Source organism: Desulfotomaculum defluvii (genome assembly GCF_054657375.1).
Genome location: NZ_BAAHYV010000001.1, coordinates 155,623 through 169,732, shown reverse-complemented (window position 1 = coordinate 169,732; position 14,110 = coordinate 155,623). Strand labels below are relative to the sequence as shown.

Here is a 14,110-nt window from a genome sequence, read left to right as displayed (position 1 = left end):
AACGGCAGGTCTTGTTCATACTATTCTTGTAAATTGACATGCAAAATAAATGAACGTATAATTACTTTAATTTGCATGGCATAGAAATATTTGACTTCCTCAACAGATAGGGGGAAAGATTTTTAATGGCTAAACTATTTGGTACCGATGGGGTACGTGGGGTTGCTAATACAGAACTTACAGCTGAACTTGCCTTTAGGTTGGGGCGAGCTGGGGCCTATGTCTTAACTAGGCAGGGTCACCCCAATAAAATGATAATAGGTCGGGATACAAGAATTTCCGGTGATATGTTAGAAGCAGCTCTGGTGGCAGGAATATGTTCCGTAGGTGTGGATGTTTATAAAGTTGGGGTATTACCTACACCGGGTATTGCTTATTTGACAAGAAAATTAAAGGCAGGGGCAGGAGTTGTAATTTCAGCATCCCATAACCCTGTTCAGGATAATGGCATCAAGTTTTTTGGACCCAGTGGCTACAAACTACCGGATGAATTGGAAAATCAGATAGAAAAAATGGCTCTGGACGATCCCACAGAACTACCCAGGCCCACTGGGGGAGACCTAGGTAGGCTGTATTATGTGGAAGATGCAGTAGACCAATACGTTAACTATGCTAAGACTACCATTTCCACTGATCTCAAAGGGTTAAAAATAGTAGTGGACTGTGCTAATGGAGCTGCTTATCAGGTCGCACCCAGAATATATTCCGAACTGGGTGCCGAGGTTATTCCCATATTTCACCGGCCAGATGGTGTTAATATCAATGCTGGCTGTGGATCGACCCATCCTGAGACTTTGATGGAGGAGGTTGTCAAGCAGGGAGCTGACCTTGGTCTAGCCCATGATGGAGACGCCGACAGAGTACTGGCTGTGGATCATGAAGGTAATTTGGTTGATGGTGACCAAATAATAGTGTTATGCGCCAAACATCTAAAGTCTAAAAAGAAACTACGCAAGAACATTACCGTAGTTACTGTTATGAGCAACCTCGGCCTACATAAGGCTTTACAGAGAAACGATATTGAAGTGGTAGAAACCAAAGTGGGAGACCGATATGTATTGGAAAAACTATTGGAAACCGGTGCTCGTTTTGGTGGAGAACAATCCGGCCACATTATTTTTCTTGAGCACAATACCACTGGAGATGGTATAATTACTGCACTGCAACTTATGTCTGTAGTGAAAGAAAGTAATATGCCTCTGGCCAAACTGGCGAGTCAAATGGAAAGGTACCCCCAGATTCTTAAGAATGTGCATGTAAAAGATAAGAACTATGTCATGAACAGCCCCATTATTTCCGAAGCCATTCGCAGGTTTGAGCGGGATTTAGCTGGCCAAGGTCGCATCCTAGTCCGTCCTTCCGGTACCGAACCATTGGTGCGGATTATGGTAGAAGGAAAGGATATGGATGAGCTACAGCGAATTGTAGAAAAAATGTCAGAAATTGTGGGCAACATTTAATGTTGCCCACATCATATAATAGTGTAACTTAAAGACTCATTAAGGCTAACGAAGGGTTTAGCTCCCGTTAGAACGACAACCCAGGTGCCTAGCACCGTTGAATGACGGTGCTACTTTTCAAAGCAGTATTTAGGATTGAAAGCTAGAAAAGGAGGTGATGCCTGTAAAATAACTTGCCACAACTAAATACACAAGCGCCAGAACCCCCTTGAGGGTTGACGAGGAGAGGGAGTATCGATATTTCGGCGGATGCCCTCCGGCTAGATCGCGGCCGTAAGCGCAGAACAAAACCAGAGAGTAATTTTTGGTACAAAGTCTGCAGGTTGATTAACAGGCGACATTTTGTCAATGTTTTACGCCCGGGTATTTTATTGCCTTTATCGGGGGAAAATTACACAAAAAGCATGACGCCGTGACCCTATGGTTGCGGCATAACTATTTTAAGGAGGTCGACATTTATGTGCGGTGTAGTCGGCTATGTAGGTAGTAAACCTGCAACCCCTATTATTTTAGATGGCTTAAAGAAACTTGAATATAGAGGATATGATTCTTCCGGCGTTGCTGTTTTAGATAAAGATGGTTTGAAAGTTGAGAAAAAGAGAGGTCGCTTGGCCGAATTGGAAAAGGCCCTGGTCGGTAGGGAAGTGGAGGCCACCATTGGCATTGGTCATACCCGCTGGGCCACCCACGGACGCCCCAGTGATGTGAACGCTCACCCCCATACTTCCAATGATGGGAAGATCGCGGTTGTTCACAATGGGATTATAGAAAACTATCTGCAGTTACGGGAATGGCTTTCTTCAATGGGACATATCTTTAAATCCGAGACTGATACCGAGGTTATCCCACACCTGATCGAACATTTTTACAAAGGAGACCTCATTGAAGCGGTACAGCAAACAGTATCCCATCTGGAAGGCTCCTATGCCATTATGACCATCTCCATAGATCAACCGGGACGCATTATCGCGGTTCGTCAGGATATGCCCTTGGTTGTTGGTCTGGGTGAAGGAGAAAACCTGTTGGCATCAGACATTCCTGCCCTATTGAAGCACACCCGGAAATGCTACCTGCTTAATGACGGTGACGTAGTTGACCTAAGGGCAGATAAAGTTATCATTCAGGATGTTACCGGGAAAATTGTGCAAAAGGACATTTTTGAAGTAACCTGGGATGCTGAAGAGGCTGAAAAGGGTGGCTACGATCACTTCATGCTAAAGGAAATCAATGAGCAGCCCAGAGCCCTTAGAGATACTCTGAAAGGCCGAATCTCCCATGAGGGTGATAAAGTAGTTTTAGACGAAATCAAAATGACCCCCCAGCAAATTCAAAATATTAAACGAGTGATTGTTACCGCCTGCGGTACTGCATACCACGCTGGATTGGTGGGCAAATATGTTATCGAACAATTGGTACGTATTCCAGTGGAGGTAGATATTGCATCGGAATTCCGCTATAGGGATCCCCTTGTGGATGAAGAAACCCTGGTTGTGGTCGTAAGCCAATCTGGAGAAACTGCCGATACTTTAGCAGCACTCAGAGAAGCTCGCCGCCGTGGTGCTAGAGTGGTGGCCATTACCAACGTTATTGCCAGCTCCGTTGCCCGTGAAGCAGACGATATTATCTATACTTGGGCTGGGCCGGAAATTTCCGTGGCCTCCACCAAAGCTTATACCACTCAGCTAGTGGCAATGTACCTCTTGGCCCTCTATCTGGCCCAAGAGCGTAACACCCTGGCAGCCGGAAACATTAAAGAAATTCTTGACGACCTTAAATCGATCTATACCAAAGCACAGGAAGTATTGGATGATATTGAACCCATTAAGGAATTTGCCCATAAATACCATAAGGCAGAGGATACCTTCTTCATCGGACGTGGCCTAGACTATGCCGTAGCACTAGAAGGCTCCCTGAAACTTAAGGAAATCTCCTATATCCATGCCGAGGCCTATGCTGCCGGTGAATTAAAACACGGTACCCTGGCCCTGATCGTGGAGAATATCCCAGTAATTGCCCTGGCCACCCAGCAAAGCCTTTTTGAAAAAATGGTCAGCAACATCAAAGAGGTAAAAGCCAGAGATGCATCGGTAATTGCTCTGGCAATGGAAGGCCATACCGAAGTAGAAAAGGTAGCAGACCAAGTACTCTACATTCCAAAAACCCACCCGATCTTGGCACCCATTATTACCGTGATTCCACTGCAACTTTTAGCCTATTATATGGCTGTATATCGCGGCTGTGATGTTGATAAGCCGAGGAATTTGGCCAAGAGCGTGACGGTGGAGTAGAGAATATAGGATATTGATATTGTTGTAGTGTCTTTTTCATTAAAGTATGAGAATGCTGCAATATAGTTTGAGAATGATTTCAGGAAAGTTTAAGAACAAAGAACACCACCACCTTTATAGAGTGGTGGTGTTCTTGTCTGGCTTCAAATCTTTCAGCCTAAATAATCAGACAAATGAAAATGTATTTATCTGTTTCGACATAATTTTTAAACTTTCTCGAATTATGGGTGATAGAATACTCTTACTAGGATTCTTCAAAGTTAAAATTGATGGGAAAAATAATTAGTTTATCAGGGAAACTGTCGTCTTGTATTCTTTAAACAAGTTTAAGTTCAGACCTTATGAGGGTGAATTAATGTCTTTTATGAAGAGTTGCTTTTGATATGTTGGAGGATTTGCAATGATAAGAGAATGGCTTGTTTATACTAATAGAAATAACCAACAATACAAATATAATGTTATCGATATTTCCGAAACGGATATTCGTAAAGTAAACGGATTTCCAACATGGCTTGCAAGGGAATTATTATTAGCATATAAAAATCCCGACCATCTAAAAAGAAGATATTCTAGAAGAGATAAAAGGGAACTTCGAGATTATTTAGTTAATGAGGTTTTCCCGCAAGTCACTGAAGTGATAGACAAAAATGTACGTCGTGGGGACTGGGGCGAAATAATTACTAGCCTTTATCTTCGAGATATCAGTCAATTAGAAACAGCGTTAATAAAACTTAGATATAAGCTTAATAGAAAAAAATCTTCATTTGGTATAGATGTATTTGGCGTAAAACTTGACCAATCTGGAAAAGTATGCGGACTATGTGTTTGTGAGACGAAAACGAAGATTACATATGATAAACAAATAGGAGTAAAGGCATACAATTCACTTTTTTCCAATGACATCTCAGCTATTATAACAATAGCTGATTTTATGTCTACGCTCTATTTCAATGAGGGAAAATTAGAACTTGCAGACCAATTTGATGAAATAGTATTACAAAAGGCTAATTTTCCAACAGATCATCACATTTTTCTTGTACATGAGAAAAAGTTATGGAGTGAAGATGTCCTTGTTGAATTGAACAATTTACAAGATTTGAAACAAGGATTTAATGTGAATGTTCTTCTTATCGATGAACTTGATAATTTAGCTAAAAACTCTTTTTCACTGGTTCCGGATGTGGGGGAGGACATTGTTTATGGAACTACATGAGTATATTGATAAAAAAGAAGAGGAGATAGTTAAATTAATTGATTCTTCTTTTTTGAAAAATCAATTTGGCCAGATCTACGCCAAAAAAATGGGTGCGCAATTTAATGCGACATATAACGAAACGACTATTTGGGGGTATACACTATTTTTAAGTTCTTCAAGTGTTAAAATTCTAAAAAATAAAAAGAGTGATATTTGTATACAAGCTCTCAAAGCTGCTGCAGAGTTATTTGAGGTACTGTCCGAAATGTCTGAGGAATATGATCGAGAGTACGCTAAGGTTTTATCAGCATTATGTTATGACTTATCAGGCTATCAGGCAAATGCCTATTGTATGTTGAACTCTCTAAATTATGCAATTGAAGAAAATGGGTTACTAGACGATAGTCTTAATCAATTGTTTTTATTAGTGACTCTGCTCATGAGGAGACAACTTCAGGCCCTGGATACAATTACATCACAAATTTCCACAAGTTCTGAGATGGACGAAATGGAAACACATTGGAAATTAGCCATTAATGGATTCATAAAATATCAGCTTATCGGACACAAAACTGAATATGAGTATGATATTGCTGAAGCTAAAGAATATGCAATTAACCTCAGAGACGCCACACTCACCACAATTTTATCCTTGTTAGAATTAAAATTAATGCTTTCCTATCAACGTACATCCTGGACAGTTTTATCAGGTGTTGTTCAAGAGTCGCCTGATGTTTGGACACCATATTTGAGATTACTCGCGTCAAATCCCTACTCCGATGATACTCTAATACCTCCCGAAAGGAGAATATCTCAGGCTGAACTTTGGCAATCTCAAATTACCGCAATACATAAGGGGTTGTTGGAAAATAACAGAGGCTTTATCATACAGATGCCTACTAGCGCGGGGAAAACCTATATAGCAGAATTGGCTATCTTACAGCAGATCAGTAATAATAAAAAGTGTTTGTATATTGCTCCATTTCGTTCATTGGTAAATGAAATTGAGAATTCGCTTAGTAATCATCTTTCTAGACTGGGATATTTAGTTTCAAGTCTGGCTGGTAGTTTTGAATTGGATGACCTTGATCAATTTTGGTTAAGAGAATCTGATGTCTTAGTTTCTACTCCAGAAAAGGTGGATTTTTTGCTTAGAGTTAAGTCTGAAATGTTCAATGATGTTTCTCTAATTGTTATCGATGAGGGTCATGTATTAGGGAACTTAGATAGTCGATCAGCACAATTTGAGTTACTTCTGACACGACTAAAAAGGTGGTTTACGTCTAAAGGATGCCGGTTCCTATTTATTTCAGCGGTCATGCCTGATGACGATAGCAATGATTTTGCAAAATGGTTAATAGCTGATGAGGAAGCTAAAATTCATTCTCCAAAGCAATATGATGGGACTACATGGCAACCCACTAGAAGACTGCTCGGATTTTTCTCATGGAATGGGGATAACGGTAGGCTTGATTTTAAAAATTATGTACAAAACCCCAAGCAGAAAAATAACAATTTTTTTATTCCTAATTTTATCAATCACATACATTGGGAAACAACTTACGGTAAGAAAAACCTAAAGGTTAAGAAACATAACTTTCCTAATAATAAATCAGAAACAGCGGCGCTTCTAGCATACAGATATCTTGAGGAAGGTTCTGTTTTAATTTATTGTGCTACGGTTGGTCGTTCTGGCGGCGGTGGAGTCTATAGTGTTTTAAAGGCGTTTATAAAACTAATAAATATCCTGGATGAATATTTCGATGCAAGAACTCAATTCCCTAAGATTGATGATAGCGAATCATTAGAGGCAGCGATCCGATGGTACGGCAATGATCATATTATTACTCAATGTATTAAAAGGGGTGTGGCACCCCATTTTGGTGATCTCGCGGATGAGGTTAGAAGAGCCATTGAAAGAGAATATGCCCAGAAGAAGTTAAAAATTTTAGTATCTACTAATACTCTTGGTCAGGGAGTTAATTTACCGATAAAAACATTACTAGTTTATTCGTTAGATATTAACCCGGACCCATCTAATAGACTTTCTGTTAAAGTTAGGGATTTTTGGAATATTGTCGGCCGAGCTGGACGAGCAGGACGTGAAACGGAAGGTCAAATTATCTTCATTATTAATTCAAATAGAGATAAATATTTATTTAATAATTATTCAGATCCCATGAATTCAGAACGTGTTCGTAGTATATTTACAGTAGCAATGGAGTTACACCGTGCTGGAAGGTTATCTAAACAAACACTTGATGAAATTATCTTAAACATAACTGAACCAGCTCTCATGAATTTTCTAGTAGAAGAAGTTGTTGATACACCTGATCAACAATTAATTGAATCGTTTATAGGTGATACTCTGTTTAAAATACAATCTATCGAGAACGATACGGAACTTGTAGAAAATGTTTTATTAAATAACGCCAAGCGTTTTTGGGATGTTGAATCAAGAGAGAGGAAGGTAGTATTTGCGAGAACAGGGTTGTCACTAAACTCATGTTTAGCGATTGAAAAGATTTTAAGAGACTCAGAAGCAAATCTCAGCGATGCATTTATTAATGGCAATGAGGAAATGTTTTTAAGCATTGCATTAGAATGTTTATTTAAAATTGAGGAAATGGAACCAAAAGAGACATTGAAAAATGTCAATATTATTAATAATTATAAACTTGAAGCGTTCATTTTCTCCTGGATAGGTGCAACTAACTTGGATAGCCTTAGACCACTTTGGATAAATGCAGTTGGTGAAGATTATGTTGATTTAATGAATGTATATATAGAGGACTGTCTTGCCTTTAAGTACCCTTGGGGAATCACTTCAATTATTTTTATTGCATCCTTTGTTATGAATAAAGATTGGGAAAGTTTAAATCCAAGTATAACCAGTTTTCCATCAAAAGTTAAATACGGTTTGCCAACTAATCTCGCATTATGGTTACGTGGTATAGGGGTTTTATCAAGAGAATCTTGTAAGATACTATCTCAAGCATATAACGGACCATACGAAATACCAAACTTTGTAAAATGGTTTATTAACCTTAATCCAGAGGAAGTTATTAATTTTGGTGTGATATCAAAATACAGTTTACGGAATATATTTAACGTGACGTCTAAGTTAACATTGAAGAGCGGAGTTAAACAATCTGACCCTTTTCAAACCTTTATAGTAAAGGGAATTCCATATGAAACTGAAAGGGTTGAAGCGGCTAAACAATTGCGGGTTGGTGATTACTTAACTTTAATTAGGCAGCCAGATAATGAGTTTGATCACTTCGCTGTGCAGGTATGGGCTGGAAGTAATCAACTTGGATTTGTTCCAAGGGAACTGGCTAAATTCTTTGCTTTTCAAATGGATATTATGGGAACTGAGATTGAGTGCAAAGTGCAAAAAAGAGTAGGTACAAGGATATATGTTACAGCTCACCTCTTATAAATTTGAAAAAGGGGTTTGTCGTAAGGCTCTTGCCTTTGTAAAGCCATACGTAAAAATCTTAATTTGAGGAGTATGGGGTGCTGCAGGGTCCCCAGATTGTTTAATAACAATTTAGTCGGAATGGCTAACCAAATAATAAGCACTTTTATAACAAAGCAACACCTTAAAGGTTGTTGCTTTTGTTTGTAAAAAATAGATTTTGGTTAATCTATTGGCAATATTAGTATAAGGAAACTAAATCATGTTAAATAGGCCAAAGCCCAATAAAGGGGAATCCTTAACTGGATATCTTCAAAGGGTAGCACAAGCAAATTATATATCCTCTCACGAGTTATGGCGATGGTTTATTCTTAAGGGCAAGCACTATCCACAATCTAGTATGGCGCGGGTTATTGACTTTGTTCCAGGCTGTTTACTAGACCTAAAAAAGATGACTTGTTCTTTAAATATAAATAAAGAAACAATTCTATTAATGACATTCCAAGAAGCTTTATCCAAGTTTTATCCATATGGAACGTCTGAAACTCAACTCTTGTCAAGCAAGATTCTTAGTGGAATCACATTACAAACAAGATGGTTCTGTCCAGAATGCCTTGAAGAAGAACTGTTTTATAAATTAATCTGGCAAGTTAAAGAAATAGAAGTTTGCCCGAAACATAAAGTTGAATTAATCTCCTGTTGTCCACGGTGTCATAGAAGTATTCCCTTGTTAGATGTAAAATCTAAGGTTGGCCTCTGCAGCTATTGCAATTCTTCACTTGCAGATGCTCCCAGGATAAATACAACAGATATGGATAAAAGTAGGTGCGACGATTGGAATTACCTACTTGGAGTAAATGATAATTTTCTAACCATGGGAAGTAATTATAAGTGTAATTTCAACCAAATCCTTGCTTCTAAACTAATCTATACTGCATGTAACTATCAGGAAACATATAGCAAAGAAACTTTAAAGAAATCTTGTTTTAATAAGAATACCCAGCAGGTTTTACTCCAAACGGCTCGGGGAACAAGGGTTGGTAGTCGTGTCCTTCATATAGATAATTTCCTAAACTTAATAAGATTACTAAGACTCAACATTGAAATAATACCAAAAATCAATGTGCTAACATCATTTTTAGACTCCTTATTAAGTCAAAAAGAAACTATAAAAGAGAAAATTAGTTGCATAGCTCCTTGGTGTAAGAGCTACAAAAAGCCAGGTAGCTTGCATCGCACCTTAACCTCAGTAAAGTCATTAATAGGTGGTGAAAACCTAAAATACTACCTGTATTGCAATGAATGTGGTATTGAGTATGCAATAGATGCTAATACTGGAACATTGATTGAAAGAGGTTATTTTATAAATTTAGCTTGGTACAAAGTTCGTCCTTTATTACTAGAAAATAAAACTCTTGCACAAGTAGCCTTGGAACTCTCACAAACAAAGGATAGGATAAGACGGTGTTGTATCTTTTTATTTGCTAACAGCTTGGTGGAAAAAAATAATATTCCATTTAATGTGCCAGAACAACACGAAGATTCCAAGCTGGAAATAATGCTAGAAGAAATAAATAAAGGGGTTAGAGCTAAAGGGTTTTGGCGCAACCAAGGTTGGATATACAATGAATTTTTATTTTACTGGTTTAGGTCTGATGTACAAGTAGCATATATTCAAAGGAAAATTCCTAGAGAGGACAAACGAATTGATAAATTGCAGAAGCAAGAAAGAGTATTAGAAGTTCTAAATAATCTTTTAGATAACAATATTTCTATTACAATTGCTAAAGTTGCAGAGGCTATGTCAGTTTGCCCAGAGACATTACGACAGTGGGAAGTTCTTAAAATTAACAAAGCAAAAACAGAACAAAAGAGCATAAGACATAAGATACATACCTAATTCACTTGATTACCCTTGATAGATAAAAGATTATAATTTTTAAAAAGTATGTAATAATTTATTGACATACCTAATGGGCGGCGTGTATTATTGATGTATTACATGAATATGTGAGGGATTATATGGGGGAGTTTGAACAATTTCTAGCGTTTCAAAAAGAATTAGCGGAGTCGACGCTAAAAATAATCAACAAATATATGAAAAATAATGAACAAATGAGTAGCCCGAAACGTACGTCTAAGCTCGATATAATTCAAGATATACTTAGAAATACCGGACGACCTATGCACATCAAAGAAATAATTGAAGTAGCAAGTAGAGATTTTGAGGTTAATTTAGAACGAGATTCTGTGGTATCAGCAATAACAAAGAAGATCAGATCTGGACAAGTGTTTGTTAGAACTGGACCTAATACATATTACCTAAAATAGGATTAGAGCTTATTAAAGAGGTGGGTACAATGCCTGTCCGAAAAATAACAAATCGTAGTGCAGGAAGAAACTTAATTGGGAAGTACCCAAGCAGTAAAATGGGTAGAACTATTTTTTGGGAAGGTACCTTAGAAAGAGATTTTGTGTCTCTCCTTGAATGGGATGCGAACGTACTAGAATACTGGGAACAACCTATAAAAATAAAATCTATTTTTAATAATAAGGTATCTCACTATACCCCTGATTTTCTTGTGATAAAAGAAGGGGTTACGGAATTGGTTGAAGTAAAGCCATCAAATCGAATTAATAATCCTAATACTCTTAGACAAACCAGTATAGGTAAAGATTTCTGCCTTAAAAAGGGTATAGTATTTAAAATAGTTACTGAAGAAATTAGAAATGGACACCTTCTTTGGAATATCCAGATGCTTGAAAGATATTCCCGGGAAAAGGTGTCCCTATTTTTTATTAATGAGGCTATTAGTAAAGTGATTAATTCAAAACTAATAACTTTGGAGTTTCTTAAAATGTATATGAAAAGTAAAGGTTACGATGATGCAATTCAAAAGATTTACTATTTAATATACAGAAATATATTAAAGGTAAATTTAGATGAACCAATATCTAGTAAGAACACCAATCTTGGGGGTTAAGGAAAATGCCTAGAACGAGTATACTACCAGGGAAAAAGTTTGAATATAACGGGAAGGTATATCTAATCGAAAAGTGCCTTTATGATAATAAAGTTCTTACCCAAGACGTAACTTTCGGTGGATCTAAGACTTTTACTCGAACAGAAATTGCAACGTATCTAAAGGAAGGAACACTTAGATTCGGTGTTGATGGTAAAAACATTAAGTCAGTAGGAACGAGTCAAATTAGCACTGCATATGTAGTCGAAGATTTTAATATGGTTAGTGATATTAATAAGGAAATTGCAATTGCTAGGTACAAAATTATATCCCCCTTATTGAAACTTCCCAATAGAACATTGATGCTAGAATAGAAATCGGACAACTGAAATAGAGATATTTCCTAGTAGTAATGTCAATCAAAAAGTTGACCACCCTCGAGGCGGTTTATTGATTTAAATCTGGGTCTAGTTTTTCCTTGCTCTCTTTAAATCGGTAAGACTCACCCACAAACGGAAGTACATGGGCATGGTGCGTTAACCGATCTAGGAGAGCGATTGTTAGTGCATTATCCCCAAACACCTCCTCCCAACGTGAAAAATCTAAGTTTGTAGTTATGACCAGGCTTCCCTGTTCATAACGCTCAGAGCAGAATTGGAAGAGAAGGGGGCTACCGGTACCAAGGTTTATGTAGCCAAGCTCATCTAAAATAACAAGGTCATATTTATTCCAGATCTTAAGGTACCTCGGGAGGCGATACTCACTCTCTGCCTTTAAAAGTTCTTGAATAAGGTCATAAACCTTTATGAATCTTACCCTGTATCCCAGCTGAATAGCTGTAATCCCAATGGCTGTGGCAATGTGCGACTTACCAGTGCCAGATTGGCCTATGCGAATGACATTTTCTCGTTCTTTGATGAATTTGCATTCTGCCAAGGAGATAACCTTTGTCTTAGGAAGTTTAGGAATACTGGTGAAATCAAAGCTTTCCAGAGTTTTAATTTCACTAAATTTAGCTTGTTTCAGTCTTGTAGATAATCTTTTTTGAACCTGTATTTCAACTTCCTTAGCTAGACAAGCAGCTAAAAATGAAGTGGGTGTCTGGTTTTGTTCCATGGCATCCCGGGCCAGTTCTCGGAAAGAAGCTTTTAACCCTGGAAGCTTAAGTTGCTTGCAGTAGATATCCACCATGGCCTCCCGTGGATCTAAATGCTCACTCATGTTGTGGCACCCCCTATGAGGTAATTAAACTTAGAGGGGCTGTCAACGGGAATGTCCAGGTTGGGAAGTGTATTGGTGGCGACCCCTTTGACTGTATGTTTTATTCTTAATCCTTTAGATATCAACAACTGTCGTATGTGCTCAAGCCCTATGTAGCCTGATTTTAGACTATCTTCTACGGCAGTTAATACATCTTTGAAATTATACTCCATGTTTAGGAGAAGAATTTTAGCATATTCCCGATATCCTTCCGGAGAACGTTTACACAACATAACCCTTAGTTTTTGGTAAACTTCAGGAAGCTTTCTAACTACCAGGGCATTCTTGGCAGCCCTTGGCTTCCGTGCAATTACAGGTAGATAGTGTTCCAGTTCCATGACTTTTTCGCCACGTTTATAGGAACGGTTATGAACAGCTACTAATTTGTTACTGTCATAGACTTCTAGCTTATCCACAAATGCTTCTACCCGGAGTCTTTTGTGTCCACAATCCATGGGAACTGAGTAATAATTGCGTTCAAACTGGAACAGAAGTAAACTGTTAGCCTTAACTACGTTGGTTTTACAACATCTAAAAGGACTTGCTGGCAAAGGTCTTAATTCCAGGCGTTCCAATTCCCAATTTTTAGCGTTAGTTTGGCGTTGTTTTTCACACCAGCTTATTAATTTCTGATTTAGTTCTTCAAGGGAATTAACCCGTGGTAAGGGAACCATGGCATTACGCCTTACATATTTAACAAGGTTCTCTACGGTACCCTTCTGGTTAGCCCTACTAGGGGTGCAAAACTCACTGTCAAATAGGTAATGGGCTCTTAGGCTAGATAACATGGTGTGTTCAACTCTATATGGCCCTTTTAAAATCTTAGTAACTGCTGTCTTTGGGTTATCATACACAATGGTCTCGGGTACTCCACCTAGCCACTCAAAGGCAAGTCTATGACCTTCTAGAAATGCTTCTAATTTTTCAGTAGGAGAGGCCCAAACAAATGGAACTAAACTAGCTTTAAGTCTTAGACAGAAAAGGCAAACCTCGGTTAAGCGATCATTGATGTAGACCTTTGCTCTGCCCCAGTCTACCTGGGCTTGCTCACCCCAATCAGCTGTAAGTGGAACGAACACCTCTTTAGTTGTATTTCTTTCTAACTGGATGAAACGTCTTACCGATGATTCGCTGCCAGTAAAGTCAAACTCTTCGCAGAGTCGGTTAAAAATACGTCTGGCAGTATGCCGTTGTTTAGGAGGCTGGGTTTTATCGAATTCTAGCCATTCCCTAATGATATTTTTGTATGGGTCCATAACTGGACAAGGCTTGTTTTGGGATAGGTTGTATTTTGGTATGTCTGAGCTTTGAAGAGCTTTACGGACGGTCTGCCGTGCAACGTTAAGGTTACGGCTGATTTTACGTATTGACCAACCTTCAATAAAGTGCTTTTTTCTGATATACTCTATATCGACCATCTTGAGCATGTCCTTTCCTCCTGTATGTTGTTGTCTCGTCAACTTCAATCATACAGGATAGGGCTCTCGGGGTGGTCAATTTTTTTATTATCACTGGCCACCAAG

Annotated in this window: 10 protein-coding genes; 8 read left to right on the top strand and 2 right to left on the bottom strand. The window is 38.3% G+C overall.

Annotated features, from left to right (window positions below; genetic code table 11):
• Positions 1–125: 125 nt before the first annotated feature.
• From glmM to ACYQ03_RS00750, 8 genes are all read left to right on the top strand, one after another.
• Entirely contained in the window at positions 126–1,460 is a 1,335-nt protein-coding gene (gene glmM / locus ACYQ03_RS00785) for a phosphoglucosamine mutase (RefSeq protein ID WP_459906922.1), read from the top strand.
• A 458-nt stretch (positions 1,461–1,918) separates the two neighbouring features.
• On the top strand, positions 1,919–3,748 hold the full coding sequence (gene glmS / locus ACYQ03_RS00780) for a glutamine--fructose-6-phosphate transaminase (isomerizing) (RefSeq protein ID WP_459906920.1): 1,830 nt from the start codon (positions 1,919–1,921) through the stop codon (positions 3,746–3,748).
• Positions 3,749–4,148: 400 nt separating this feature from the next.
• Positions 4,149–4,961 carry a Hachiman antiphage defense system protein HamA gene (locus ACYQ03_RS00775; RefSeq protein ID WP_459906918.1) on the top strand — a complete coding sequence of 271 codons (813 nt, stop codon included), beginning with the start codon at positions 4,149–4,151 and terminating at the stop codon, positions 4,959–4,961.
• Positions 4,948–8,385 (top strand): DEAD/DEAH box helicase, encoded by a 3,438-nt coding sequence (locus ACYQ03_RS00770; protein ID WP_459906916.1) that lies wholly within the window; start codon positions 4,948–4,950, stop codon positions 8,383–8,385. Before ACYQ03_RS00775 ends, ACYQ03_RS00770 begins: the two co-directional genes overlap by 14 nt.
• A gap of 241 nt (positions 8,386–8,626) precedes the next feature.
• The gene (locus ACYQ03_RS00765; RefSeq protein ID WP_459906914.1) at positions 8,627–10,264 is read left to right on the top strand and encodes a TniQ family protein; all 1,638 of its coding nucleotides are present in this window, start codon (positions 8,627–8,629) and stop codon (positions 10,262–10,264) included.
• A 122-nt stretch (positions 10,265–10,386) separates the two neighbouring features.
• Positions 10,387–10,695: an HTH domain-containing protein gene (locus ACYQ03_RS00760; protein ID WP_459906912.1), complete on the top strand. Its 309-nt coding sequence runs from the start codon at positions 10,387–10,389 to the stop codon at positions 10,693–10,695.
• Between the two features lie 29 nt (positions 10,696–10,724).
• Positions 10,725–11,348 (top strand): TnsA endonuclease N-terminal domain-containing protein, encoded by a 624-nt coding sequence (locus ACYQ03_RS00755; protein WP_459906910.1) that lies wholly within the window; start codon positions 10,725–10,727, stop codon positions 11,346–11,348.
• A 5-nt stretch (positions 11,349–11,353) separates the two neighbouring features.
• On the top strand, positions 11,354–11,701 hold the full coding sequence (locus ACYQ03_RS00750; protein ID WP_459906908.1) for a hypothetical protein: 348 nt from the start codon (positions 11,354–11,356) through the stop codon (positions 11,699–11,701).
• A 73-nt stretch (positions 11,702–11,774) separates the two neighbouring features.
• Here ACYQ03_RS00750 and istB read toward each other — a convergent pair whose 3' ends face one another.
• Positions 11,775–12,548 (bottom strand): IS21-like element helper ATPase IstB, encoded by a 774-nt coding sequence (gene istB, locus ACYQ03_RS00745; protein ID WP_459906906.1) that lies wholly within the window; start codon positions 12,546–12,548, stop codon positions 11,775–11,777.
• Positions 12,545–14,014, bottom strand: coding sequence for an IS21 family transposase (gene istA / locus ACYQ03_RS00740; RefSeq protein ID WP_459906904.1), 1,470 nt, complete (start codon positions 14,012–14,014; stop codon positions 12,545–12,547). Before istA ends, istB begins: the two co-directional genes overlap by 4 nt.
• Positions 14,015–14,110 lie beyond the last annotated feature (96 nt).